Origin of the sequence: Rhodococcus sp. P-2, assembly GCF_016598535.1 — a bacterium.
GTDB lineage: Bacteria > Actinomycetota > Actinomycetes > Mycobacteriales > Mycobacteriaceae > Rhodococcus_F > Rhodococcus_F baikonurensis.
Genome location: NZ_CP066779.1, coordinates 3,610,749 through 3,634,295, shown reverse-complemented (window position 1 = coordinate 3,634,295; position 23,547 = coordinate 3,610,749). Strand labels below are relative to the sequence as shown.

23 protein-coding genes are annotated in these 23,547 nt (G+C 61.3%); 12 read left to right on the top strand and 11 right to left on the bottom strand.

Translation table 11 applies throughout. The features are described from left to right. Positions 1 to 2 precede the first annotated feature (2 nt). From I7X09_RS17270 to I7X09_RS17250, 5 genes are all read right to left on the bottom strand, one after another. Positions 3 to 2,042 carry a YhgE/Pip domain-containing protein gene (locus I7X09_RS17270; protein ID WP_200313119.1) on the bottom strand — a complete coding sequence of 680 codons (2,040 nt, stop codon included), beginning with the start codon at positions 2,040 to 2,042 and terminating at the stop codon, positions 3 to 5. Between the two features lie 133 nt (positions 2,043 to 2,175). Further along, positions 2,176 to 2,772: an SRPBCC family protein gene (locus tag I7X09_RS17265; protein WP_200313118.1), complete on the bottom strand. Its 597-nt coding sequence runs from the start codon at positions 2,770 to 2,772 to the stop codon at positions 2,176 to 2,178. After that, positions 2,769 to 3,146: an ArsR/SmtB family transcription factor gene (locus I7X09_RS17260; protein WP_124568124.1), complete on the bottom strand. Its 378-nt coding sequence runs from the start codon at positions 3,144 to 3,146 to the stop codon at positions 2,769 to 2,771. Before I7X09_RS17260 ends, I7X09_RS17265 begins: the two co-directional genes overlap by 4 nt. 62 nt (positions 3,147 to 3,208) lie before the next feature. Further along, a complete protein-coding gene (locus I7X09_RS17255; protein WP_095972758.1) occupies positions 3,209 to 3,892 on the bottom strand; it encodes a GntR family transcriptional regulator in 684 nt (227 codons plus the stop codon). Between the two features lie 36 nt (positions 3,893 to 3,928). After that, positions 3,929 to 4,672, bottom strand: coding sequence for an aspartate/glutamate racemase family protein (locus I7X09_RS17250; protein WP_234036609.1), 744 nt, complete (start codon positions 4,670 to 4,672; stop codon positions 3,929 to 3,931). A 158-nt stretch (positions 4,673 to 4,830) separates the two neighbouring features. On the opposite strand from I7X09_RS17250, the gene I7X09_RS17245 reads away from it, so the two are divergent. From I7X09_RS17245 to I7X09_RS17225, 5 genes are all read left to right on the top strand, one after another. Next, a complete protein-coding gene (locus I7X09_RS17245; protein ID WP_234036608.1) occupies positions 4,831 to 5,535 on the top strand; it encodes a type 1 glutamine amidotransferase in 705 nt (234 codons plus the stop codon). A 119-nt stretch (positions 5,536 to 5,654) separates the two neighbouring features. Beyond that, complete coding sequence (locus tag I7X09_RS17240; RefSeq protein WP_200313117.1) at positions 5,655 to 6,824, top strand: DUF4185 domain-containing protein; 1,170 nt, start codon at positions 5,655 to 5,657, stop codon at positions 6,822 to 6,824. Between the two features lie 22 nt (positions 6,825 to 6,846). Beyond that, a complete protein-coding gene (locus I7X09_RS17235) occupies positions 6,847 to 8,109 on the top strand; it encodes a helix-turn-helix transcriptional regulator (protein ID WP_200313116.1) in 1,263 nt (420 codons plus the stop codon). Between the two features lie 148 nt (positions 8,110 to 8,257). Further along, the gene (locus I7X09_RS17230) at positions 8,258 to 9,346 is read left to right on the top strand and encodes an S-(hydroxymethyl)mycothiol dehydrogenase (protein ID WP_200313115.1); all 1,089 of its coding nucleotides are present in this window, start codon (positions 8,258 to 8,260) and stop codon (positions 9,344 to 9,346) included. Continuing rightward, entirely contained in the window at positions 9,343 to 9,969 is a 627-nt protein-coding gene (locus I7X09_RS17225; RefSeq protein WP_200313114.1) for an MBL fold metallo-hydrolase, read from the top strand. Before I7X09_RS17230 ends, I7X09_RS17225 begins: the two co-directional genes overlap by 4 nt. Before the next feature lie 53 nt (positions 9,970 to 10,022). Here I7X09_RS17225 and I7X09_RS17220 read toward each other — a convergent pair whose 3' ends face one another. The 3 genes from I7X09_RS17220 to I7X09_RS17210 are packed head-to-tail and all read right to left on the bottom strand — an operon-like array spanning position 10,023 to position 14,469. After that, positions 10,023 to 12,410, bottom strand: coding sequence for a bifunctional salicylyl-CoA 5-hydroxylase/oxidoreductase (locus I7X09_RS17220; protein WP_200313113.1), 2,388 nt, complete (start codon positions 12,408 to 12,410; stop codon positions 10,023 to 10,025). An 8-nt stretch (positions 12,411 to 12,418) separates the two neighbouring features. Next, positions 12,419 to 12,850 carry an acyl-CoA thioesterase gene (locus I7X09_RS17215; protein WP_166812750.1) on the bottom strand — a complete coding sequence of 144 codons (432 nt, stop codon included), beginning with the start codon at positions 12,848 to 12,850 and terminating at the stop codon, positions 12,419 to 12,421. Beyond that, the gene (locus I7X09_RS17210; protein WP_200313112.1) at positions 12,847 to 14,469 is read right to left on the bottom strand and encodes an AMP-binding protein; all 1,623 of its coding nucleotides are present in this window, start codon (positions 14,467 to 14,469) and stop codon (positions 12,847 to 12,849) included. Before I7X09_RS17210 ends, I7X09_RS17215 begins: the two co-directional genes overlap by 4 nt. A gap of 283 nt (positions 14,470 to 14,752) precedes the next feature. Here I7X09_RS17210 and I7X09_RS17205 point away from each other — a divergent pair, with 283 nt between their 5' ends. Next, positions 14,753 to 16,114 carry an MFS transporter gene (locus tag I7X09_RS17205; RefSeq protein WP_200313111.1) on the top strand — a complete coding sequence of 454 codons (1,362 nt, stop codon included), beginning with the start codon at positions 14,753 to 14,755 and terminating at the stop codon, positions 16,112 to 16,114. Between the two features lie 57 nt (positions 16,115 to 16,171). Next, entirely contained in the window at positions 16,172 to 17,026 is an 855-nt protein-coding gene (locus tag I7X09_RS17200; RefSeq protein ID WP_166812754.1) for a PaaX family transcriptional regulator, read from the top strand. Between the two features lie 89 nt (positions 17,027 to 17,115). On the opposite strand, the gene I7X09_RS17195 is transcribed toward I7X09_RS17200, so the two are convergent. Continuing rightward, positions 17,116 to 17,511, bottom strand: coding sequence for a RidA family protein (locus tag I7X09_RS17195; RefSeq protein ID WP_200313110.1), 396 nt, complete (start codon positions 17,509 to 17,511; stop codon positions 17,116 to 17,118). A 154-nt stretch (positions 17,512 to 17,665) separates the two neighbouring features. Between I7X09_RS17195 and I7X09_RS17190 the strand changes: the two genes are divergently transcribed. The 3 genes from I7X09_RS17190 (at position 17,666) to I7X09_RS17180 (ending at position 19,885) form a co-directional block, all read left to right on the top strand. Next, the gene (locus I7X09_RS17190) at positions 17,666 to 18,499 is read left to right on the top strand and encodes a fumarylacetoacetate hydrolase family protein (RefSeq protein ID WP_200313109.1); all 834 of its coding nucleotides are present in this window, start codon (positions 17,666 to 17,668) and stop codon (positions 18,497 to 18,499) included. A 97-nt stretch (positions 18,500 to 18,596) separates the two neighbouring features. Then, positions 18,597 to 19,034: a cupin domain-containing protein gene (locus I7X09_RS17185; protein WP_042953132.1), complete on the top strand. Its 438-nt coding sequence runs from the start codon at positions 18,597 to 18,599 to the stop codon at positions 19,032 to 19,034. After that, positions 19,031 to 19,885: an acyl-CoA thioesterase gene (locus I7X09_RS17180; protein ID WP_200313108.1), complete on the top strand. Its 855-nt coding sequence runs from the start codon at positions 19,031 to 19,033 to the stop codon at positions 19,883 to 19,885. Before I7X09_RS17185 ends, I7X09_RS17180 begins: the two co-directional genes overlap by 4 nt. Before the next feature lie 59 nt (positions 19,886 to 19,944). Here I7X09_RS17180 and I7X09_RS17175 read toward each other — a convergent pair whose 3' ends face one another. Then, the gene (locus I7X09_RS17175) at positions 19,945 to 20,910 is read right to left on the bottom strand and encodes a phosphotransferase enzyme family protein (RefSeq protein WP_234036607.1); all 966 of its coding nucleotides are present in this window, start codon (positions 20,908 to 20,910) and stop codon (positions 19,945 to 19,947) included. Then, a complete protein-coding gene (locus I7X09_RS17170; RefSeq protein ID WP_200313107.1) occupies positions 20,900 to 21,391 on the bottom strand; it encodes an Lrp/AsnC family transcriptional regulator in 492 nt (163 codons plus the stop codon). Before I7X09_RS17170 ends, I7X09_RS17175 begins: the two co-directional genes overlap by 11 nt. A gap of 137 nt (positions 21,392 to 21,528) precedes the next feature. Between I7X09_RS17170 and kynB the strand changes: the two genes are divergently transcribed. Both kynB and kynU read left to right on the top strand, forming a co-directional pair. Continuing rightward, on the top strand, positions 21,529 to 22,245 hold the full coding sequence (gene kynB / locus I7X09_RS17165; RefSeq protein WP_200313106.1) for an arylformamidase: 717 nt from the start codon (positions 21,529 to 21,531) through the stop codon (positions 22,243 to 22,245). Further along, on the top strand, positions 22,242 to 23,507 hold the full coding sequence (gene kynU / locus I7X09_RS17160; RefSeq protein ID WP_200313105.1) for a kynureninase: 1,266 nt from the start codon (positions 22,242 to 22,244) through the stop codon (positions 23,505 to 23,507). Before kynB ends, kynU begins: the two co-directional genes overlap by 4 nt. Positions 23,508 to 23,547: the final 40 nt, after the last annotated feature.

Here is a 23,547-nt window from a genome sequence, read left to right as displayed (position 1 = left end):
ACTCACGCTTGCGTTTGCTGGAGGTACACGATCTCCTCGGTGATCGGCGCGTCGTCCTCGGCGTCTGTCGGCGGTTCTTGTCGGCGGCGCCACCAGATCGTGAACAGGACGGCACCGATCACCAAGGCAGCCAGAGCGAATACTGCCACCCAGAATTTCGGGCCGTAGTAGCCGACGAGGACCATGCGCATGGCGTTGCGCGCCCAGGTCAGTGGCATCAGGGCGTGCAGCCACTGCAGAACGGTCGGCATCTGTTCGATGGGATACACCGCGCCGAAGGCGAAGATCTGAATCATCAAGGCGCCCAGGGCGATGAAGGTTCCGTTGACGGCTCCGAACACAACGGTGAAGAGCCTGCCCGAGCTGACCGCGGCGGCACCCACCAGGATCATCACGGCGATCATCGCCAGGACGCTCGGCGGTTCGACGTGTGCCACGGTCAGTGACACCACCGACAACACGAGCGCCGCGACCAAGGTGACCAGCGCGGGAATGCGGTAGCGGCGCAGCCCCTCGCGCACCACACTCGTGTGCGAGTTCAGCGAACGTCCGCGTCGTGGGCGGACAACGAACCAGGTGAGAATTCCGCACAGGAACAGTGCCACCGAGATCACGGCAGGGACGGCTCCCGGCCCGAAACCGGCTGCGGGATAGTTGTTCCGCGCGTCGACGGCAACCGGGGACGAGAGCAGATTGGCTGTGGTGGCGCGTTCGTCGTCCGTGAACTGCGGCACCTGGGCGGCGCCGTCGGACAAACCGGTGGCGAGTTCTGCGCTGCCCGCGTCGAGCTCGCCGACGCCGGCCGATAGCTGCCCGAGACCGTCACGGAGCGCAATACTTCCGGTGTCCAACTGCCCGAGGCCGGTGGAGAGTTCCTGTGCGCCGGTAGCGAGTTGGCCTGCGCCGTCGGACAGTTGGCCTAGTCCCGTGTTGAGTTCACCCGCACCGGCCGCCGCGGCAAGAAGCCCGCCACGGTAGTCGCTGCTCGGGTCGGTGAGCTGCCGCGAGATCTCCCGCGCACCGTCGCGAAGCTGGCCGAGCTGACCGATCACGTCGTCGTCCGAGGGTTGTGCGGTCAGGGAGGCCCGCAGTCCGCCGAGCGCTTCGACGAGCCCGGCGGAGACTGGATCGGTCGAGTTCCGAAGCATCGAGGTGAGGGCATCGATCTGACCGACGACGGCGTCGGAGGACCCCGCGAGGTCGAGTACCGGGGTGGTGACCATGTCGACCACTTCGCTGATCTGACGAGCTCCAGCGCCGAGTTCGTCGGTGCCCCCGACCAACTGGTTGAGTCCGCTGCTCAACTCGCTCGAACCTGCAGCAGCCTCGCCAGCTCCAGTGGCCAGCTCGCCGGCTCCGGTGGCCAGCTCCTTGCCGCCCTGATTGGCTTCACCCATGCCGGTGGCGAGTTCCTTGCTTCCGGCGTAGAGCTCGTTGGTTCCGGCCAGTGCCTCGGAGGACCCGTCGGACAGTTGTTGCGCGCCCGCGGCTGCTTCACCGAATCCTGTTCCGAGTTCGCCCAACCCGACCAGCACTTGGTCGATGGACTGCTCGCCGATCGACTCGGAGACTGCCGAGCGCACCTGAGCGATGATGCTTTCACCGACCGGGCCGGCGACCAGACTGTTGTAATCGTTGTACAAAACGTCGAGTTCGGCCTTGCGGCCTGAACCCGATGCGGCACTGGCCACGTCTGCGCTGAAAGTCTTCGGAATGACGACCGAGAAGTAATAGGTGCCGTCGTTGACGCCGTCGGCGGCTTCCTGCTCGGAAACTACCTTCCACGCGACGTCTCCGCTCTCGACGAGCGCGGCAACAACTTCGTCGCCGGCTTGCAGGCGTGTTCCGTCGAGTTCCGTGCCCGCATCCGCGTTGACGATGGCGACGGGCAAGCGGTTGACCGTGTCGCCCGGATCCCACAGTGCCCACATGTAGAACGCCGCAATCGACAGCGGTGCGATGACGAGGACAGCGAGAACTGTCCGGATGATGTGCGTGCGTCGCGTCGTTGCCGCGTTGTCGACTACGGGTTGTGGCGCCATGTGGAGCTCTCTTCTCGTGGACCGAAGCAGTTGTGGCACGAAAGAAAGCCACCAAAACTGCTGGACATACGTCCAGCTCGGTCACGATACAAAGCAAACGGCCATCCTGTGACCGTTTTCGAAGAATTGGGCGCTACCGGCCGTCGTGCTCTGCCTCGATCTTTGCCCACTCCCGCCCTCGGAAGTTGGCGAGGCGAAGCTCCTCTGCTTCATCGAAGGTGTACCACTCGGTGCTCGGCGCATCGGGGAGAGTGCCGCGCAAGTATTCGCCCAGGTAGTGAAGAGGGCCTTCCCATCCGGTTCCGACGCCGTAGCAGCCAGTGTCCGGGTCGTTGCGGAAGACGTCGGCTACGGAGGCGTGCTCCAACTCGAGCCAGGTGGCGTCGGGGCCGTCTGCGGTCAGCCGGATCTCGACCTGATCGCTGTATCCGCGATCGCCGGGTGGGGTCCACTGCAGTCGCAGCAGGTGTGGAGCGTCGCAAGCCAGGATCTCGCCACTTGCCTGGCCTTCGAAAGCGTACGAGCCGCCCACCTGGAAGTCTCCGCTCACCGGCAGGAAGAAGCGGTTGATCCGGTCAGGGGTGGTGATGGCGTTCCAGACGTCGGCGACCGAGGCGTCGTAGCGGCGCTTGAGTACGGCTGTTCGAGCCGCACCTTCCGCGATGTCGCGGTTGCCCATGCTCCGCTCTACCGCGGTGAGGCTGGTGTCCTGGTTAGCGATCTCGGTCATTGTGAGTCTCCTTCGTCGGAAGAATTCGATGGTGAAGATCTGCTCCGCTTCGAGCCGCGTCGTTTCCCGCGTGCGAGTTCTGTGGCCAGTGCGTCGAGAGGGCCGCTCCAGAACTGCCGGAATCCGTCGAGCCATTGGTCCACTTCCTGCAATGGCGCGGGCTCGACGGCATAGAGACGCCTGGTGCCTTCGCTGCGGACCGTGGCGAATCCGTTTTCTCGGAGCACTCGCAAGTGCCCGGACGCGGTCGGTTGCGAGATCCCGAACTCCGCTGCCACGACTTCGGCGATCTGACCCGCCGAGCGCTCGCCGCCGGACAGGAGTTCCATGATTCGTCGCCGAACGGGGTCTCCGAGAACGTCGAACGCATGCACCAGTCATTTATATCGGCAATGGCCAATATAGGCAAGCGCCGAAACTTGCAGTCGGGGGACGGTCAATCCGAGAGTGCGAACTCGTCAGCGTCGAAGAGTTCACCGATCAGCCCACCGAGATGGCGTCGATGTTCGGCCGACAGCGTCGCTGCTGCCTCGGCATCGTGGTCGGCGCACAGGGCGATCAGCTTGTTGTGATGGTCGACGGAGTCCTGGCTGCCGAGGAGGCTCGAGAACTTGCGGTAGTAGATGCGGTGAATTTGCGGGTGAACCTGGTGGATCAGCTTCTTCAACAGTGGATTTGCAGCAGCGTCGATGATGACGCTGTGTAGGCGATCGTCCGCGGTCAGGGCTCGGCCTATGTCGTTTCGCTTGACGGCGGCGGCGAAGTCCTTGTTGGCGGAGCGCATCGCCCCGATCATCTCGTCGGTGAGGTTCGGTACGGCGGTGACGACGGCCAGTTGGTCGAGAGCTTCGATGACCGCGAGTGTTGCCTCGACGTCGCCGCGATCGAGGGTGGTGATGCGTGTGTACGCACCGGGTTTCGCTTCGACGAGTCCGGTGTCGACCAGCCTCGCGAGCGCTTCGCGGACCGGAGTTCTGCTCAATCCCAGATACTCGGCGAGTTCGCTGTCCTTGATCTTCGATCCCGGTGCCAGTTCGCCAGTGACGATCGCTTCGCGAATGCGTTCGAGAGCGATGTCGCTCATTCGTGCTCGCTCAACCGGTTTACCGCCACGCAACATACTGGATATCGTACTCTGCACGTTGCTTGTCGCAGGTCAGCCCAGGTCGGCCAGTGACGCGTGTTTCCGGGCATCCGCAACCCGCCGGAGTAGGGCGCGGGCGAGAATTGTTGCCGGATCGATGATCTGACAGGTTGTGGCGTCGGCGGGCAGTCCGAGCGGAATCTCGGTGCATCCGGCCACGACGACCTGCGCGCCCGATTCGGCGAGAAGATCAGCGGCCCTGACGAGTTTGTCGGCGGTCTCGTCCCCGAGGTTGCCGCTCTTGATCGCTCGGATCGCCGGCATCACCAAATCGTCCTGAATCGCCGGTTCGGGCACCAGGACGTCGATCGAGTATTGCGACAGCCATTGTTGATACAACCCGGTGTGGACCGTCCCCGTGGTGGCCAATAGCCCGACGGACGTGACGGCGGGCGCAAGCGTCCGAATGTGCCGCGCAACTTCGTCGATCATGTGGACGACGGGAAGCCCAAGTTGGGACGAGATGCCGGGCAGGAAGGCGTGGGCGGTATTGCACGGAATGGCGAGCGTCGTAGCGCCCGACTCTCGGAGGACGCGCGCACCTCGGATCAGCCAGGGGGTGGGGTCCGGGCCGTTCTCGGTGAGTGCCAAAGTCCGGTCGGGAACGGTGGGATCGGCCCAGATGACAACTTTGGGGTGCTCTTGATCCGTCGAACCTGGCGTCAGGGCAACGAGTTTGGAGTAGAAGTCCGCAGTAGCGGCGGGGCCCATCCCGCCGAGTATTCCGATGACGGGTTCGCTCGTGGCCATCCTCATGTGACAAGTACACCCTTCTGGCATCCAATATATTGGATGCTACATTTTGTTGATTAGGGTGCGGGAAATGGCAAGTAGTTGTCAAGCGTGACGCCGCCGCGACCGGCAGCGGAAAGGGTCATAGGCTTGCCGGCATCGGGAGCGAAAGGACCGCGGGCATGCATTTTCTGGAACTACGACACGCGCAGTGCGAACCCCCAGCGGCGTATGCGCCCGTCCTGGAGAGCTACGGAGATGTGCAGACCGTTCTTCTGGGAACCGACCCGCTTCCTGACCATCGACGGTTCGACGCCGTGATCGTGATGGGCGGGCCGATGGGCGTCGGCGATCAAGGCGAGGTCGAGTGGCTGACGTCAGAGATCGAGTACATTCGCGATCTGGTCGAGAGCGACGTCCCGGTGTGGGGAGTGTGTCTGGGTTCGCAGTTGCTCGCCGCAGCGCTGGGTGCTCGCGTCTACACGGGCGCGGTGCCCGAAGTCGGAGTCGAGGAGATCACCTTGACTGCCGAGGGGCGGCAAGATCCGGTGTGGGGAGGTCTGCCCTCCACTTTTCCTGCGATGCAATGGCATTCGGACACCTTCGAAATCCCGAACGGCGCGGTGAGGCTCGCCGGCTCTGCCAAGTATCCGAATCAACTTTTCCGGTACAAGCAGAGTTACGCCGTTCAGTTTCACCTCGAAGCGTCGTCCGAGGTGGCGCGCGAATGGATGGAACTGGCCGAGTACCGCGATTCGCTGCATGCTTCGTTGGGGGCGGACGGTCCGCGCATCTTCATGGAGCAGTTGGGTGCTGCCGAGTCGCAGGGGCTCGAGATTGCCGTAGCCGTGATGGAGAAATGGTTGGAATCCATCTCCACCAAATAGGCCCGTTTTGTCTAGATTGACCGATTTACCTGTTACCTTGTGTTCTCGTGGGTGGATGAACCGATCCGGTCGAGCAAGACACCTCGTAGAGTCCGGATCTCCCCCGCGAAAGGGGAGCGATGCGCCGGATACGGAAGATATCGACAGCAGCAGTGACGTGTGTACTCGCGTCGACCGCGGTCTTGGGAGCGACCCAGGCGCATGCGTCCCCGTGGGATTGCAACGTCACCGGCAGCTTGGATCAATCAGGTGGGCCGACCAATCCGATTCCCTGGCTCAACGGCACGGACGGCAAACTACCGGAACTGCAGGGGCGCACGTCCGCCGTCGAATACATCACGGGCGCACTCAGCCCCAACCAAACCGTCGAGCGGTTCAATGTTCTCGGCACGGATCTCGGCATCATGTGGGACAACGGCGCAGGTCAGGTCCTGACTGCTTTCGGTGACACCGTCGGAATCGGATCTGACCCCCTGTGCTCCGGGGTGGTCGGTGACTGGCGCAGCAACGTCCTGTTCCGTAGCTCGGACGGAAACCTGTCCGACGGCATGAACATCGACTCCTCGCCGACCGACCGGCCGAATCATTCTCGCGAGATCATCGGAAGTCTGAAAGTCACCGGCGTCGAAACCAGCAGCATTCCGACGACGGGTATCTCGGTGGGCGGCGTTCAATACGTCAACTACATGTCGATTCGTTCGTGGGGAGGGTCGGGCGAGTGGGTCACCAACTTCTCGCAGATCGCGTCCTCGCACGACAACGGTGAGACCTGGCAGATCGAACCGGCCTCGTCCCGGCCCAATCTGCCGTTGACGGGTAACGACAACTTCCAGATGGGTTCCTTCGTCAAAGACGGTGGTTACGTCTACAACTTCGGTACCCCTGCCGGACGTTTCGGCGAGGGGCGCCTCTCGCGGGTCAAGGAAGCCTCCATCGCGGACGTCGCGGCGTACGAATACTGGGACGGAAAAGCGTGGGTCCCCAACAATCCCGCTGCCGCTGCAGTAGTTCTCGACGGGGATGTCAGCGAACTGTCGGTGCAGTACAACGACTATCTCGGCAAGTTCGTCGCGATGTACTCCAACGAGTGGGGCGCCCTGGTGCTGCGGACGGCGTCGGATCTGACCGGTCCGTGGAGTGCACCGGACGTCGTGATCGGTACCGACGCGGTTCCGGGGCTCTACGGCGCCTACATGCACCCCTGGTCGCAGGGGCAGGACCTCTACTTTCTCGCCACCACCTGGTCCGACTACAACGTCATGCTCATGAAGACCACGCTGCATCAGTGAACCGGATGGTTATCGTTGAACGGTGAGCACCACCGACAACGCGCTACTGATCACCGCCCTTCGCGACGTGTTGGTGGGGCCACTTCCCGAAATCGGCCGACGATTCTCGACGCTGATCGCGGACATGGCGCCGCACACTTCCCTGGTGATCTTCACCCGTGAGTGCACCGGTAGGCCGCGCAAGGTCGCCGGGGATCCAGCCGTCGTCGATCGTGTGACCATCGCCGAACTCGACCGCATCCGTACAGATCTCACTGTCGGACAAATCTTTCGGGGAAAGTGCGCTATCGCCGGCCGGGACCGTGAAGTGCTTGCGATGCTCGATCGAACCGATACGCTCCTCGTTCTGACGCCGCACCCCGGACCGGTGAAAACGGCATCTCTCGAATTGATCCAGGCGCTGTTCGCAGTGACTGCAACCGGAATCCAGCTCCAGGTCCGGAACGCGAGCCCCGCATATCTCGCCGAGTCGCGGGCGGCGTCGTCCGAGCGTGCGCGCACCGTGGCAGAGATGACGGAGGTGCACGCGGCCACCCTCGAAACGATGCTGGCGACGCTGCGCTCGGCCGATCTCGACGACACACGTGCGCGAACCTCGGCCAGGGAGACTGCGGCCTCGGCCCTGATCGGCCTTCGTTCAGCCGTCGACGTGCATCGCGAGTTGGCCGAGGAGTCGACCACCACGGCTTTTGCACGGATGCGTGGGGAATTGCGTTCGCTGCTCAAGCATCGCGAAATCGCATTGGAATTGGTGGAGCCACCCGTCGACGGGCGTGGGCTACCCGGCGAAGTGGCGCACGGCGCCCGCGCGGTCGTCCGCGGCGCAGTCTTGGCGTTGTCGGATCAGCAGACGCTCTCGCGAATCCGGGTGGCCTGGACGCTCGACGCGGCTTCGCTCTCGATCGACATCCGCGACGACGGCGGCGGTGAAGCCGACGTGCTTGACGTGGAACGCCAATTGCGTTCGAGGGTAGAGACTTTGGGTGGAAACGTCGAATCCGAGTCGACGCCCGGGTGGGGGAACCGGATCAGTGCAACCATCCCTCTCGACGCCCCCGTCGCCCTACCGAACCGCGACGTCCTGACGGAACTGGCTCCGCGGGAGTTCGAGGTACTCGAGCATCTGGTGGCCGGACGGCGCAACAAGGCGATCTCGGAGCGACTCGGCGTCAGTGAGAGCACGATCAAGTTTCATGTTGCCGGGGTCCTGCGGAAATTGGGCGTCGAGAGTCGAGGTGCGGCGGCCGCCGCGGGCGCGGAGGCCGGCGTGAAGCCTGCACCCTAGTCCTTTCGGCCAGGTCGGTCAGTCAGTTCGACCAGGGTTGCGGGCACCTGCTTCGGGCTAACCTTTCAACGAGTGCACATATCGCAATGTGAAAACACGGCGCAATGTGACGACACGTCCTCAATCGCACGAAGCCAGGAGCAAAGCCATGCCACAGCAGGTACGCGGCGTCATCGCCCGATCCAAGGGTGCCCCCGTCGAAATCGTCCCCATCACGATTCCCGATCCCGGTGCCAACGAGGTAGTGGTCGCCGTTGCAGCGTGCGGTGTGTGCCACACCGACCTGACCTACCGCGACGGCGGAATCAACGACGAGTACCCGTTCCTGCTCGGGCACGAGGCGTCGGGCATCGTCGAGAGCGTCGGCCCCGGCGTCACTCATGTCGAGGTGGGCGACTTCGTCGTCCTCAACTGGCGTGCCGTGTGCGGGCAGTGTCGCGCGTGTAAGCGCGGTCGCCCGCAGTACTGCTTCGACACCTTCAACGCCGAGCAGAAGATGACGCTCGAAGACGGCACCGAACTGACACCGGCACTCGGCATCGGCGCATTCGCAGACAAGACGCTGGTTCACGAAGGCCAGTGCACCAAGGTCGACGCCTCGGCCGATCCGGCTGTTGTCGGACTGCTCGGTTGCGGCGTCATGGCCGGCATGGGCGCCGCGATGAACACCGGCAACGTCGGACGCGGTGATTCGGTTGCCGTGATTGGTTGCGGCGGCGTCGGCGACGCAGCGATTATGGGTTCACGCCTGGCCGGTGCCAACACCATCATCGCGATCGACCGCGATCCACGAAAGCTGGAGTGGGCCACAGAACTTGGCGCCACGCACACGATCAATGCCACCGAGGTCGACGACGTCGTCGAAGCAGTCCAGGAGCTGACCGGAGGTTTCGGTGCCGACGTGGTTGTCGACGCAGTCGGCCGCCCGGAGACGTGGAAGCAGGCGTTCTACGCCCGTGACCTCGCAGGAACCGTAGTGCTGGTGGGAGTTCCGACGCCGGACATGAAGCTGGAAATGCCTCTGGTGGACTTCTTCTCGCGCGGCGGAGCCCTCAAGTCGTCGTGGTACGGCGATTGTCTGCCCGAGCGTGACTTCCCCGTTCTGGTCGACCTGTACCAGCAGGGGCGTCTGCCGCTCGAGAAGTTCGTCAGCGAGCGCATCAAGCTCGACGAGGTGGAGAAGGCATTCGAGACGATGCACCGCGGCGAGGTCCTCCGTTCGGTGGTGGTCCTGTGACGTTGCGTGTGGATCGAGTCGTCACTTCGGGCACGTTCAGCCTCGATGGGGGAACGTGGGACGTCGACAACAACATCTGGCTGATCGGTGACGACAACGAAGTCGTGATCGTCGACGCAGCTCACACCGCGCAGCCGATCATCGACGCCGTCGGTGGACGCAAGGTGGTCGGAATCGTCTGCACCCACGGCCACAACGATCACGTCACCGTTGCGCCCGAGCTGGCCGAGAAGCTCGACGCTCCGATCTACCTGAACCCGGCCGACGATGTCCTCTGGGAGATGACTCACCCTGGAGTGAAGCATCTGACCTTGGAAGACGATCAGCGTATTACTGTGGCGGGCACGGACATTCTCGCCATCCACACACCCGGTCATTCCCCGGGGTCGACGTGCCTCTACCTGCCGGAAGCCGGCGAACTGTTCAGCGGCGACACCTTGTTCTCCGGTGGTCCCGGTGCTACCGGGCGGTCGTACTCCGACTTCCCGACCATCATCGGGTCCATTCGCGACAAGCTGTTCGCGCTCCCCGCCGAGACCAAGGTCCACACTGGTCACGGCGACGGCACGACGATCGGTACCGAGGCACCGCATCTCGAAGAATGGATCCGCGCCGGATCCTGATCGCAGGAGACAATGGTGGGTGCGAACACGACTTGTGTTCGCACCCACCATCGTCATGTGCGCTGTACGTGCGGTGTCCAACGCGAGTGCCGCGTCTCGGATACCCCGTCTCGGATCAGAGTCAATCGAGGTGGTGGGCCGTCGGTGCGTCCGCTCGGCGGTTTACGGCTGCCCGCCTTGAACGGGTCGGGCCAGGACACTCCGGGACCGCTGTACTCCTGCTCGGCTGCGGCATGCAGAGTCCAGGCCGGGTTGTACAAGTGCGGGCGACCGAGGGCCACTAGGTCTGCCCGGCCGGCGAGTAGTACCGAGTTGACGTCGTCGTGCGACGAAATCGCACCCACTGCAATAACTCCGACACCGTGTTTACGTCCGACGGTGTTTCGGATGCTATCGGCAAAAGGCGTCTGATAACTGCGGCCGAAGGCAGGGGCTTCGTCCTTGACGATCTGCCCGGAGGAGACGTTGAGAACATCGGCGCCGTGCTCTGCAAAGGCCTCGGCGATACGAAGAGAATCGTCGATGGTGTTGCCGCCTTCTGCCCAATCGACCGCGGATATACGTACTGATATCGGCTTCTCTGTTGGCCAGACTGCGCGGATGGCGTCAAAGACACTGAGCGGGAAGCGAAGCCGATTCTCGAAGCTTCCGCCGTATGCGTCGGTACGTGTGTTGGAAAGGGGAGACAGGAACGACGACAGCAGGTAACCGTGTGCACAGTGCAGTTCGAGGAGGTCGAATCCGGCTCGATCTGCGCTGCGTGCGGCCTCGACGAACTGCGCTTTCACTGTGTCCATCTCGGCGACGGTGATTTCGCGTGGAACCTGGTTGGCCGAGGAGTAAGGCAATGCCGAGGCACTTGCGACGTCCCAGTTGCCTTCTTCGAGCGGTTGGTCGATACCCTCCCACATGAGTTTTGTTGAGCCTTTGCGTCCCGAATGGCCGAGTTGCACACCGAGCTTTGCGTTGGACTGTTCGTGAACGAAGTCGACTATCCGCCGCCACGACTCTTCTTGCTCGGCGTTGTACAGGCCGGTGCAACCGGGAGTGATGCGCCCTTCGGGGCTGACGCATACCATCTCGGTCATGACCAACCCGGCTCCCCCGAGTGCTTTGCTGCCGAGGTGGACGAGATGGAAATCCCCGGGGACGCCGTCGACGGCCGAATACATGTCCATGGCCGAGACCAGGATGCGGTTTTCCAGCTCGAGACCGCGCATTTGGTACGGGTGGAACATCGGTGGGCGCGAGGTGGTTTCGGCGGTGTGTCCGGCCTCGATCTCGTTGGCCGCGTACCAGTCGTCGATAGCCTCCACAAACGCTGGATCCCTCAGGCGGAGGTTGTCGTACGTGATACGGCGGCTACGGGTCATGAGGTTGAACGCGAACTGCTGTTCGTTCTGTCCCGTGTATTGGTCGATGTTCTCGAACCATTCGAGGCTGGCCTGGGCGGCGCGCTGAACCGACAGGACTACGGGTCGCCTCTCGATCTCGTAGGCTTCGAGGCCGGACTCCAGACTGGTGTGCTCATGCAGACATGCGGCGAGGGCCAGCGAATCTTCCATCGCCAGTTTGGTTCCGGACCCGATGGAGAAGTGCGCGGTATGGGCCGCGTCGCCGAGAAGGATGACATTCTCGTGGCGCCAGTGTTCGTTCCGGACCGTTGTGAAGTTGATCCACTTCGAGTTGTTGGCGAGGACATTGTGACCGTCCAGGACATCGGCAAATATTTCGGTGATCATCGCGATCGACTTCTCGTCGTTCTCACCAGGGCGGAACTCCGCCGCGGCGAATGCCTCGAATCCTGCCTTCCTCCAAACGTCTTCGTGCATTTCGACGATGAAGGTACTGCCTTGATCGCTGAACGGGTATCCATGAATCTGCATGATGCCGTGTGGAGTTTCCTTGACGAAGAACTTGAAGGCTTCGAATACCTTGTCAGTTCCGAGCCACATGAACTTGCTTTTCCGTGGGTCGAGAGTTGGCTTGAAGGTTTCTGCATACGTATTGCGGATCGAGGAATTGATGCCGTCGGACGCGAGGACAAGATCGTATTCGCGACTCAGGTCCTCGACCGGTGGTGCGACGGTTCGGAATCGGAGATCGACGTCGAGATCCCGGCAGCGCTCTTGAAGGATGTGAAGGAGTTCCTTGCGTGACATCGCCGCAAAGCCCTGCCCACCGGAAGTGAGGGTGGTTCCACGGTAGTGGACGTCGATATCGTCCCAGCGCGCGAACTGTTCAGCCATCTGCTCGTAGACTGCCACGTCGGCATGTTCGATTCCGCCCAGTGTTTCGTCGCTGAAGACAACTCCGAAGCCGAAAGTGTCGTCGGGCGCATTGCGCTCCCACACCGTCACTTCGTGGTTTGGGTCGAGTTGTTTCATCAGCGCCGAAAAGTACAGACCGCCGGGGCCGCCGCCCACTACTGCAATACGCATGGTATTCCTCAATTCGTTGTGTTGGTGGGGGTGAGCGAGGGTTGTTGTTGCCCGCCGGTCTCGAAGCCGGCTCGAATGTGTTCAGGCCATGGACTGGATCCACCCCTGGCTCCATCAGTGTGAACGACAGTCAGGGTGCCGGTAGCGGCGACCGTCCCGTCGCGGTCGACTCGAAATTCGAAAGACATTGAGCTCGTGCCGATTCGAGACACAGTCAGCTCGATCTGGACGTGGTCCTGATGCCACAGACGTTCGCTGTATTCCACGTCGTACTTGATGCGTGGGATTACGCCGAACAAGTGAAGGCATCCCAATCGCTCGTACAGTGCGGACTCGGCTGCTTCGACCCACCGGATGATTGTCGAATGGTGGTAGTGCCCCGCAGCATCGGTGTCCTGCCAATCGACGACGCGCTCGATCCGGACAGATGCGAGTGTCATGATCCGGCCCCCGTGGAGCAATCGTGCAGCCGAAACCTTTGAAGCTTGCCAGTCGGTGTCTTGGGTAGTTCATCCGCAAAGGTGATGCTGCGTGGGTACTTGTACGGTGCGGCAGTTTGTTTGACGAAGTTCTGCAGTTCCTTGACCTTGGCCTCGTCTCGGGGAACACCAGGTGCCAGGACGACGATTGCGTGGACCACCATTCCGCGCTCGTCGTCGGGTAATCCGATAACACCCGATTCCAGAACGTCCGGATGCTGGTCGATCACCCATTCGACCTCTGGCGCCGCGATGTTGTACCCGGAGGAGACGATCATGTCGTCGCTGCGGGCCTGGTACCAGAAGTATCCGTCGGAATCGCGAATGTAACTGTCACCGGTCATGTTCCATCCGTCGCGCACATAACTGGTTTGCCGGGGATCCGACAGGTAGCGGCAACCGGTAGGTCCCTTGACGGCGAGGAGTCCGGCTGTTCCGTCGGGAACAGGGGCTCCGTCGATGTCGTGAATTTCGGCGCGAAATCCGGGAACGGCTCGACCCGTTGAACCGGGTCTGATGTCGTCATCGGCGGCGGAGATGAAGACATGAAGCATCTCAGTGCCGCCGATGCCGTCGATGATCGACTTCCCGGTGCGCTCCTTGACGTCACGCCAGACGCTTTCCGGAAGATGCTCGCCGGCGGACACCAGACGCCGGACACTCTGTAGCGCTTGGTCTTTACCGGCTCGAAGCATCGCTCGGTAGGCGGTAGGAGCAGTGAAGAGAACACTGATGTGATGCTCGAGCAGAGCGTCTGCCAGTTCGCTCGGAGTTGCGCGTTCGATCAGAAGTGTCGATGCGCCGACCCGCATGGGGAAGATGACAAGTCCGCCCAGACCGAAAGTGAAGGCCAGTGGTGGTGTGCCGGTGAAGATGTCGTCTGCGGTCGGTTTGACTATGTACTTCGAGAACGTGTCGGCGTTTGCCAATACGTCGCGGTGAAAGTGCATTGTCGCCTTGGGGACGCCGGTGGTGCCGGATGTGGGGGCGAGTAGAACCACGTCGTCGGCTGCCGTGTCTACGTTCTCGAAGGTGTCGGGTTTCGACGATGCGCGGGTATGAAGATCGGTGGATTCGTCTGTTCCGCAAGCGATAACAGGGATCGTTCCTGCTGCTTCGAGAAGTTCTTCGGTGAGGGTGCTATCGGCGATAGCGACAGTCGGTGTGGTGATTGCGATCAGTTTTCGAAGTTCGGGCGCACGCAGCAACGGCATGGTTGTGACCACTACGGCACCGGCTTTGACCACCGCGAACCAGCAGGCCACCATCCACATGTTGTTGCTGCCACGCAGCAAAACTCGGTTGCCGGGAACAACGCCGAAGTCTTCGGTGAGTACTCGCGCAATCTGATTCGAATGGCGGAGCAGGTCTCCGTACGTCCAGGTTGAGGTCTGCGAGCGCAGACATGGGCGGTTGGGGCCGAGTGCTGCGACGGTGTCGTCCAGCAGTGCGGTGGCGCAGTTGAGGCGTTCTGGATACTGCAGGTCGGGGAGTTCGAAAAGGAACTCGGGCCATTGAGATTCCGGAGGCAGATTGTCACGGCAGTAGGTATCGACGTGTGCCGTTGCGGTGAGTGCCATTCTCGACCTTTCGAGTATTGGTTAAGAAGCTCAATGTATGACGTAATCTAGACGATCGCAAGAGAAACGAAATACTTTTCTGTGGATTGGCTCGATTCGTATGACGTCTGCCTGGAGTAATGCGTATTCTTGACGAACGTCAATAATGCGATATAGGTTCCGCTCTGGATGGCGTGGATCACACTTTGTTGCCTGGTGCGTTCGCGGTAGTAGCCCTCGTAGGCTGTGCGGATCTCGCGTCGCGCCTCTGATCGGAGTCAGTCGACCACCAAGGAGCAGGCATATGTCGCGACCGGATGTACCGCAACGGCCAGGGGCCAAACAGCGCACGGGAATTCTGGTGTTGATTCTCTGCTTCGTCACCATCGTGTTCGACGGGTACGACCTGGTTGTCTACGGATCAACAGTGCCCACATTGATTGCCTACGATGACTGGAATCTCGATTCCGGTGGGGCCGGCCTGATCGGCAGTATGGCTTTGGTGGGCATGCTCCTCGGGACGATGACCGTCGGCTTTCTGACCGACCGACTCGGGCGACGCAGGATCATGCTCGGTTCCATTGTGTGGTTCTCGATTTGCATGCTGGCGACCGTATTTGCGCCCAACGAGTATGTATTCGGAGTCTTGCGATTCCTCACTGGTATCGGACTCGGTGGTGTGGTGCCCACCTGCATTGCGCTGACCGTGGAATTTGCGCCCAAGGAGCGCCGAAATCTTGCCAACGCCGTTATGTTCAGTGGGTACTCGGTCGGCGGCGTGATCGCTGCGGTATCGGCGATCGCATTGCTGCCCGATATCAACTTCAAAGTTCTGTACCTGCTTGGTGCGCTTCCCCTGGTGACTCTGCTGCCCGTTGCCTACAAGTTTCTGCCGGAATCGATTTCCTACCTTGCTCGGACAGGGCGAGACGATGAAGCGCGTGTCACCGCGGCGCAGTTCGGAGTGCTCTACGAGGACGTCGTATCTGCGGAACCGATTGTGGCAAAGCCGGATACAGATACTGTGCAATCGGGTATGCGCGAGTTGTTCACCCCTCGTTGGTTACGATCGACGATCGTGTTTGCGCTCGCCAACTTCTGTGGGTTGCTTCTGGTCTACGGATTGAATACCTGGCTGCCTCAGATCATGAGGTCGGCAGGATATGCATTGGGCAGTGCTCTCGCATTCCTCCTGGTTCTGAATCTCGGCGCGATTGTCGGATCGATCAGCGCGTCGTATATCGCTGACCGGATAGGTATTCAGAAGGTTGTCATCACCTCCTTTCTGGTCGCCTTTGGCGCAGTGATGTTGTTGAGTGTGAATCTGCCGATGGCGCTTTTGTTTGTCTTCGTCGCTTTTGCGGGGTTGGGAAGTGTGGGAACACAGATCCTGGTAGGTGGGTTCTGTGCCACGCACTACCCACAGCGGCTGAGCGCGAATGCGCTTGCCTGGTCGTTGGGAGTCGGTCGGGTCGGTGCGATTTGTGGGCCTGTCATCGGTGGCGTCATCGCGGATCTGGCCTTCGGATATCAGGTGAACTTCTATGTCTTCGGTGCTGTCGCCGTAGCCGGAGCTGTTGTTGCTGCCTTGGTGCCACGGAGCACAGACGCTGCTCAGACCGGCGCGGGATCGGTTTCCGGGCGGCAAGGTGTCCGCGCACCCTGATGGAGTAGCTGCGGCATCAACGACAGTCATGCCACCACGACGGACTATCGTGGTGGTATGACGGTCGTGACGAAAGAACGCTCTGACGCTGACGCTCGGATCACTGGCGATCCGGCCCCTCGTCAGTTGATCGTGACATTGTTCGGCCTCTACGGGCGAGCGGAGAAGAACTGGCTATCGGTGGCCGCGTTAGTGCGTTTGATGGGCGAACTCGGCGTCGACGGACCTGCAGTGCGTTCGTCGATCTCGCGTCTCAAGCGTCGTGAGGTTCTCGCGAGTTCACGACGCGGAACGTCAGCCGGGTACTCCATGTCGCCCTGGTTGCTCGATGTGCTCGCCGAAGGTGACGCTCGCATCTTCGGTCGGACTCGCGCAAGTATCGACGACGGCTGGCTCGTGGTGGTCTTCTCAGTGCCCGAATCCGAGCGCGAGAACCGGCATGCACTTCGCACCGAGTTGACTCGCCTCGGTTTCGGCACAGCCGCTTCCGGAGTATGGATCGCCCCGGGGAACATCGAGCGCGAGGTTCGAGAAACCTTGGAGCGTAGGGATTTGCATCGCTACGTCGACATCTTCAACGGTAGTCACATCGCGTTCGGCGATCTGCGGTCCAAAGTCCGAGATTGGTGGGACTTGGACGAATTGACTGCACTGTACGCCGAATTCATAGATGCATACCGTCCGATCCTGAAACAATCCGACAAGGATGGATTTACGCCTGGGGAGGCATTTGCTCACTACGTGGAGATGTTGACTATGTGGCGACGACTCCCGTATCGAGATCCTGGGCTGCCGCTGGATCTGCTGCCGGATGGATGGAACAGCGTTGTGGCGGAGGAGCTTTTTCGCGAACTCAACGCCGCGCTCAGTGGGCCGGCGCGCGAACATGCCCTGGAGACAATTCACCCCTGATGGACATGCTGTAGCAGGACTACTCCGGAGTGGTTGCGCGCAAAACAATTCGCGCGCAACCACTCCGGAGTCTCGTTCGTGAGGCCCTGTCAGTCGGCGACGACGGCGATACCCTGAATTTCGATGAGCGCTTCCTTCTGCCACAGTGACGTGACGCCGATGCCGGCCATTGCCGGATATTCTGTCCCCGCCATTTCGCGCCACAGTCGACCGATTTCCCGCCCGTTGGCCTGGTAATCCGGAATGTCGGTGAGGTAGATGGTGACACTCACCAGGTCAGACGGCTTACCGCCTGCCTCGACCAACGAGGTCAACGTGTTGGACATCGCTTGCCGAAACTGCTCGATGATCCCACCCTCGACTATCTTGCCTTCGGCGTTGAGCGCGGTCTGACCAGCGAGATACACGGCGTTGCCGGCGCGTACCGCATGGGCGAATCCTGACGGCTTGAGCATTGTCGACGGATTGATTCGAGAAATGGCCATGTCTGTGTCCCCTGAGTAGGTGGGGGAAACTCTGTCGCCGCCCCCTTTATCGTGTTACATTAACCATCGTAAACAGGACGCAACAAAATGTCACTCGACAGATTGCGGGTCGACGGACATTTGCTCGATTCGATGCACGGAGGCATTGACGGCCATGCAGCTACTCACAGTTCGTCTCTCGGACGGTCAGACCAGTGCGGCGGTCATGACGCCTGGTGGAGCGCGGTTGATTGCTTCCCCGGATGTCGGCACGCTTCTGGGTGACGGTCAGAAATCCGAATTGGTGAGCCGTGCTGTGGATTCGGGCAAAATGGTCAATCTTGATCAGATGCAGGTCATGTCGGTCGTTCCGAATCCGAGGAAGATTCTTTGTTGCGGGTTGAACTATCGCGCGCATGTGCGTGAGATGAATCGTGAAGAACCCGCGTTCCCCACACTTTTTGCCAAGTTTGCCGATACCTTGACCGGCCCGAACGACGACATCTTTCTTCCCGAATACGCTACTGATGTCGACTGGGAAGCTGAACTTGCAGTTGTTGTCGGTGCGAACCTGCGGAATGCAGATGTCGACGAGGCTCGCCGCGGCATTGCGGGGTACACGGTGGCCAACGACATCTCGGTTCGCAGCTGGCAACGTCGAACCCTGCAGTGGTTGCAGGGCAAGGCTTTCGACGCGACCACTCCTCTCGGCCCGGTCCTGGTCACCCCCGATGAGTTCGACCCGGCGTCGGGGGCAACAATCACGTGCACCGTGGACGGGAAGTTGGTTCAGACCGGTACCACCGATGATTTGGTGTTCGACCCTGCCGAACTGCTTTCCTACATATCGCAATTCACGGGACTTACACCGGGAGATCTGGTGTTGACCGGCACGCCGGGCGGAGTCGGCGCGGGCATGACGCCGCCGACATTCTTGGGGAACGGTGCGGTTGTCGAAGTCGAAATTCAAGGAATCGGCAAGGTGTCCAACACCGTGCGACTCGGATAACTGATTCGGGCCACAGGTTTTTCCGTACCCACGGGATTTCCGCGCATACAGCTTGTCCACAAATCAGAAGCACTTGTATCACGAAGGAGCACAGCATATGTCGAATGATTCCGTCACCGAAGTTGTCCCTGTCGTCACCAGGAAGGGATTCGAGTATCAGGCAACTGCGCAGTCAGGCGGCGCCAAGCGCGTCTCGGGCGTGAGCATCCAACACACCCCAGCAACCAAGATCTGGTATGGCAAGGTCACCAACGAACCCGGCTACCGCTCGCTTCCACATCACCACGGTGAGGCAGAAACCGGTGGGTATGTCCTTACCGGCCATGGCCGTATCTACTTCGGAGAGAACTACACCGAATTTGTGGACATGACCGAGGGTGACTTCGTTTTTGTGCCGCCGTATATGCCGCACGTCGAGGTGAACATGTCTCTCACCGATGAGTTGGTCTGGCTGACCACCCGCACACCGGACAATATCGTAGTCAACCTCCCCGATGTGGATGACGCCTCACTCGAAGGGTATCGACGCGCATGACACTCTCCAGTAAGCCGATGCTCGCATCTTGGGACTTCGAGCGAGACGGTGACAACACGTTTATTGCTCGGCACCAAGTCATTCCGTCTGCGCGCGCGTACGGCGGCGAGGTTGTCGCCCAGGCTGTTGCCGCGACGATGAAGACGGTTGCGGATGACCGGGGTATTCACTCGTTCCACGGATACTTCCTTCGCGCCGGCGACGTTCATGAGCAGACGGTCTACGCGGTCGATCGCCTACGTGACGGTCGAGGGTTCTCCCAGCGCGCCGTACGCGGTATCCAATCAGGGAAGACCATATTTCAAGGGATGGCATCCTTTCACGTCGCTTCTGACGGTGTACGACACCAGGATCCAATGCCAGTGGACCTCGCAGATCCCGAGACGTTGCCGACCGCAGCAGAAGCGCTCGGCGATTCGACAGTGCGAGACGCGCAGTATTGGGCCAACGATCGCAGCTTCGACATCAGGCATTCACCGGAAGCGATCTACATCTCGGCAGACGGTGAGCGTACGCGTCGGCAGACGGTGTGGCTCAAGGCCTACGAGCGACTGCCCGACGACGTGAATGTCCATCGGGCGGCACTCGCCTACCTGTGTGACTACACGTTGCTCGAGCCGATCCTTCGGAACAACGGTGCGGCGTGGGCAGACCCCGGCGTGATCACTGCCAGCCTCGACCACGCGATGTGGTGGCATAACGACGGACGCGTCGACGAATGGATTGCGCTGGTTCAGGAATCGTCATTCGCCGGGAACGGTTTGGGACTTTCTCACGGAAGGATCTACACGCGAGACGGTCTCCTGCTGGCGACCGTCGCGCAGGAAGGCCTTGTCACTCTGCCGGCGTGATGGTCGGACAATTCAAACTCGCATGCCCGACGGTCGTTCGACTGTCGGGCATGTTGTCGTCACAACCCTGATGCCCAACCGGCGGTGTCGTTCTCGCCCGGGATCGCCATCAGACCGTGCCACAGTTCGAGGATCTCGAACCATTCTGTCTCGGATCGGCTGAGGGGACGTACGGATTCGTAGCCGGCGCGCAGGCTCTGCCGTACCGCGATCGGTGTCGGTCGCCAATCGGTGAACAGGGTGCCCAGATAGACGCATGCCTTGGCCAGGTCGCTCACCCGGTGGTCGATCACCACGTCGTCGAAGTCGAGTACCCCGGTGATCCGAGAGTTTCGAGTCAAGATGTTGGCTGCACGGAAGTCGTTGTGTACCAGTTGTGGTTGGTCATCGAGGTCGTGTGCCCGCGACAAGAAGTCCGCGAGCCTGCGCGTCGCCTCAGGTGCGAACCCGCGGTCGAAATTCTCGAGCCAACCACCGATGCGCTCCTTCAACCCGGTGCTGCGCGACGAGAATACCGATCCGTCGACGTGGGTGGCGCCGAGCGTTCGGTGTATCTCTGCCAGACATGCTCCTGCCGACCGGACCGCCGCGTGGTCCTGCACGTCCAACCAATCTCCCGTCAACTCCGGCAGTACGGTGAACGACACTGCGCACGAAGGCCCTTCCAGTGTTTCCCGATCCAATCCGTTCAGAGACGTGACTGGCAACGGAACGGGCGCACCCTGCCCGGCGAGTGCGCTCAGCAGTCGCGTCGACGCCTCCAGTTTCGCGAAGCGTTCGGTGGCGCGCGACCACTTCACCACCAGCCCACCTCGGTCGCTCGCAACCCACACAATCGCGTTCTGGTCACTGATTGCCATTCGCGAGCACTCGAGGGCCGTCAATCCCCAAATCTGCTCGAGTACCGCCGAGACCCAATGGGTGGCTGCGCCAAAGCTGTTGAATCCGAATCGCTCCTCCAGAGCGGCTTCCGGCTCCACCGACTCCCAGAGCATGGACAACCCGAGTGGCATTTCAGTCGCCATGACGCAGTTCGCTGAAAATCAGGTTGGTCTGGGTATTGGCGATGGCCGGATCGTTGAGGTGTGCGCTGACGAAATCGCGAAGCCGAGTGGGGGATTCACACGAGACGTGCACCAGGAGATCACGGTCCCCACCCATCAGGAACACTCGCTGAACGGAATCCAATCCGCTCAGGTGCTCGGCAATTTCCGTCATCCGACTCCTGGCGTGGGAGTGAACCAGAATCGACACCATCGCCGAGATCTCGAGGCCGAGTAGCTCGAGGTCTATGTCTGCATGAAACCCCTTGATGACGCCCGATTCGCGTAGAGCGCGCATCCGCGCCAGAGCGGTCGACGGCGCTATCCCGACCTTCTCGGCGAGTGCGTTGTTGGGGATGCGTGCATCCCGGACGAGTTCGCGGAGAATCGCCGTATCGACGTCGTCGAGCCGAACATGATTCGGCCGAGCCGCGGCTGCCGCCCGTTCGATCGCATTAATCATCCGATTTCTCCCTGCCGTCGCGAAAATATTCAGCAACTATTGACCGCGCCCGTCGATGATTCTAGCTTTTGCCAAACACATCGAATTATCAAACGGTCGAGATCGACACAGTCGACTGTTGCGACGAAGGGGTCCGGATGGTTCCGAGGATCGGCCGACACACGGGCGATTCGGGGGCGCGGTTGATCGACATCAGCCCGCCGATCTCCGAATCGACGCCCGTATGGCCAGGTGATACCGCATTCAACCGGGCTGTTACGTCAGATCTGGGCGGCAGTGACGCCGTCACCATCAACAGAATCACCACCACCCCACATATCGGTGCTCACGCCGACGCACCGGCGCACACCCGCATCGACGGTGCGCCCATCGGTTCTGTTCCCCTCGCGCCCTATCTCGGCGAAGCACTGGTGGTCGACATGACGGGGGTCGACGGTGCCGCATGCATCAGGCCCGTCGAAGAGACGGTGGAGCGACTCGGCGGCCATCTGCCGCAACGGCTGATTCTGAGGACCTACCCGAAGTACCCGAGCGAGTGGGACAACGACTTCGCCGGCGTTTCTCCGGACCTGACTCACTGGTTCGCCGACCGCGGGGGCGTTCTGATCGGAATCGACGGCGCGTCGTTCGATCCGATGGACAGCAAGACCATGGACGGGCACCACGCGGCGAGCGATCGTGGCGTCGCGATCCTCGAAGGACTTTGCCTCGACGACGTCGACGAAGGCTACTACGAGTTGATCGCACTGCCGCTGAAGTTCCTCGACCTCGATGCCAGCCCGGTACGGGCCGTGCTCCGGACTCTGCCTTCATCACCCTCAACGCCGACACATGCAGGAGAAGAATCGTCATGACATCGACAACCACCCTTTCGTTGGAAGACTGCGCCAAGGCCGACGCAGTGGATCCCCTGAGAGAGTTCCGCCGCGAGTTCGCGATTCCGGAGGGCGTTCTCTACTTCGACGGAAACTCGCTCGGCGCGCGTCCAATTGCTGCACAGGAATGCGCCGCGAGAGTGATCGGCGACGAGTGGGGCAACGGCTTGGTTCGCAGTTGGAACGAGGCTGGATGGTTCGACCTCCCGGTCCGCCTCGGTGACAAACTTGCGCCGTTGCTGGGAGCAGGTGAAGGCGAAGTGGTAGTAACGGATTCGACGTCGATCAACCTGTTCAAGGCATTGGCCTCCGCGCTGTCCATCGCGGCCGCACAGGATCCCGGCCGGAAGGTGATCGTCTCCGAGCGCGACAATTTCCCCACTGACCTCTACATTGCGGAGGGCATCATCTCGCTGCTCGATCAGGGATACGAACTACGCCTGATCGACCAACCGGGCGACCTCGCCGAGGCGGTAGGGCCGGACACCGCCGTGGTGATGTTGTCGCACGTCAACTACCGCACCGGAAACCTGTATGCGATGGCGGAAGTCACTGCAGCAGTGCAGGAATGTGGCGCGCTCATGATCTGGGACCTCGCACACTCTGCTGGCGCCGTGACAGTCGACCTGGGCGGCGCCGACGCCGACTTCGCGGTCGGGTGTACGTACAAGTACCTCAATGGTGGTCCGGGTTCACCTGCATTCATCTGGGTTAACCGTCGCCATCAGAACACCGGAATCCAGCCGCTGTCCGGGTGGTGGGGGCACGCGCGACCGTTTGCGATGGAGTCGGCCTACGAACCGGGCGCGGGAATACGACGGTTTCTGAGTGGTACTCAGCCCATCACGTCGTTGTCGCTCGTCGAGTGTGGTCTCGACGTCGCGCTCAAAGCTGACATGGCCGACATCCGGAGCAAGTCGCTCGCGCTGGCCGATCTCTTCATCGATCTCGTCGAGGAGCGTTGCGCGGCCTACGGTTTGGAGTTGATCACGCCTCGCGAGCACGAGCGTCGTGGCTCGCACGTGAGTTTTGTTCATCCCGAGGGCTATTCGATCATGAAGGCTCTCATCGCGCGGGGCGTGATCGGCGACTACCGCGAACCAGGAGTGCTGAGGTTCGGTATCACTCCGCTCTATCTCGGATATGCCGACGTGTGGAACGCCGTCGACGTGTTGCGAGACATCCTCGAGAACAAGTCCTGGGATCGCCCCGAATTCCGCGAGCGCGACGCAGTCACCTGATTCTTCCAAGTTTCCGCGGACCGGGAGGTACCGCCTTTCG

Bases quoted from the DNA above. Each gene is read 5' to 3' on its own strand.
- I7X09_RS17230 (WP_200313115.1), top strand. From the start codon at position 8,258: ATGCCACAGCAGGTACGCGGCGTCATCGCCCGATCCAAGGGTGCCCCC.
- I7X09_RS17215 (WP_166812750.1), bottom strand. From the start codon at position 12,850: ATGACACTCGCATCTGTCCGGATCGAGCGCGTCGTCGATTGGCAGGAC.
- I7X09_RS17175 (WP_234036607.1), bottom strand. From the start codon at position 20,910: ATGGCGACTGAAATGCCACTCGGGTTGTCCATGCTCTGGGAGTCGGTG.
- I7X09_RS17250 (WP_234036609.1), bottom strand. From the start codon at position 4,672: ATGAGGATGGCCACGAGCGAACCCGTCATCGGAATACTCGGCGGGATG.
- I7X09_RS17220 (WP_200313113.1), bottom strand. From the start codon at position 12,410: ATGCGTATTGCAGTAGTGGGCGGCGGCCCCGGCGGTCTGTACTTTTCG.
- I7X09_RS17200 (WP_166812754.1), top strand. From the start codon at position 16,172: ATGACGGTCGTGACGAAAGAACGCTCTGACGCTGACGCTCGGATCACT.
- I7X09_RS17170 (WP_200313107.1), bottom strand. From the start codon at position 21,391: ATGATTAATGCGATCGAACGGGCGGCAGCCGCGGCTCGGCCGAATCAT.
- I7X09_RS17255 (WP_095972758.1), bottom strand. From the start codon at position 3,892: ATGTTGCGTGGCGGTAAACCGGTTGAGCGAGCACGAATGAGCGACATC.
- kynU (WP_200313105.1), top strand. From the start codon at position 22,242: ATGACATCGACAACCACCCTTTCGTTGGAAGACTGCGCCAAGGCCGAC.
- I7X09_RS17240 (WP_200313117.1), top strand. From the start codon at position 5,655: ATGCGCCGGATACGGAAGATATCGACAGCAGCAGTGACGTGTGTACTC.
- I7X09_RS17265 (WP_200313118.1), bottom strand. From the start codon at position 2,772: ATGACCGAGATCGCTAACCAGGACACCAGCCTCACCGCGGTAGAGCGG.
- I7X09_RS17195 (WP_200313110.1), bottom strand. From the start codon at position 17,511: ATGGCCATTTCTCGAATCAATCCGTCGACAATGCTCAAGCCGTCAGGA.
- I7X09_RS17185 (WP_042953132.1), top strand. From the start codon at position 18,597: ATGTCGAATGATTCCGTCACCGAAGTTGTCCCTGTCGTCACCAGGAAG.
- I7X09_RS17205 (WP_200313111.1), top strand. From the start codon at position 14,753: ATGTCGCGACCGGATGTACCGCAACGGCCAGGGGCCAAACAGCGCACG.
- I7X09_RS17245 (WP_234036608.1), top strand. From the start codon at position 4,831: ATGCATTTTCTGGAACTACGACACGCGCAGTGCGAACCCCCAGCGGCG.
- I7X09_RS17180 (WP_200313108.1), top strand. From the start codon at position 19,031: ATGACACTCTCCAGTAAGCCGATGCTCGCATCTTGGGACTTCGAGCGA.
- I7X09_RS17190 (WP_200313109.1), top strand. From the start codon at position 17,666: ATGCAGCTACTCACAGTTCGTCTCTCGGACGGTCAGACCAGTGCGGCG.
- I7X09_RS17210 (WP_200313112.1), bottom strand. From the start codon at position 14,469: ATGGCACTCACCGCAACGGCACACGTCGATACCTACTGCCGTGACAAT.
- I7X09_RS17270 (WP_200313119.1), bottom strand. From the start codon at position 2,042: ATGGCGCCACAACCCGTAGTCGACAACGCGGCAACGACGCGACGCACG.
- kynB (WP_200313106.1), top strand. From the start codon at position 21,529: ATGGTTCCGAGGATCGGCCGACACACGGGCGATTCGGGGGCGCGGTTG.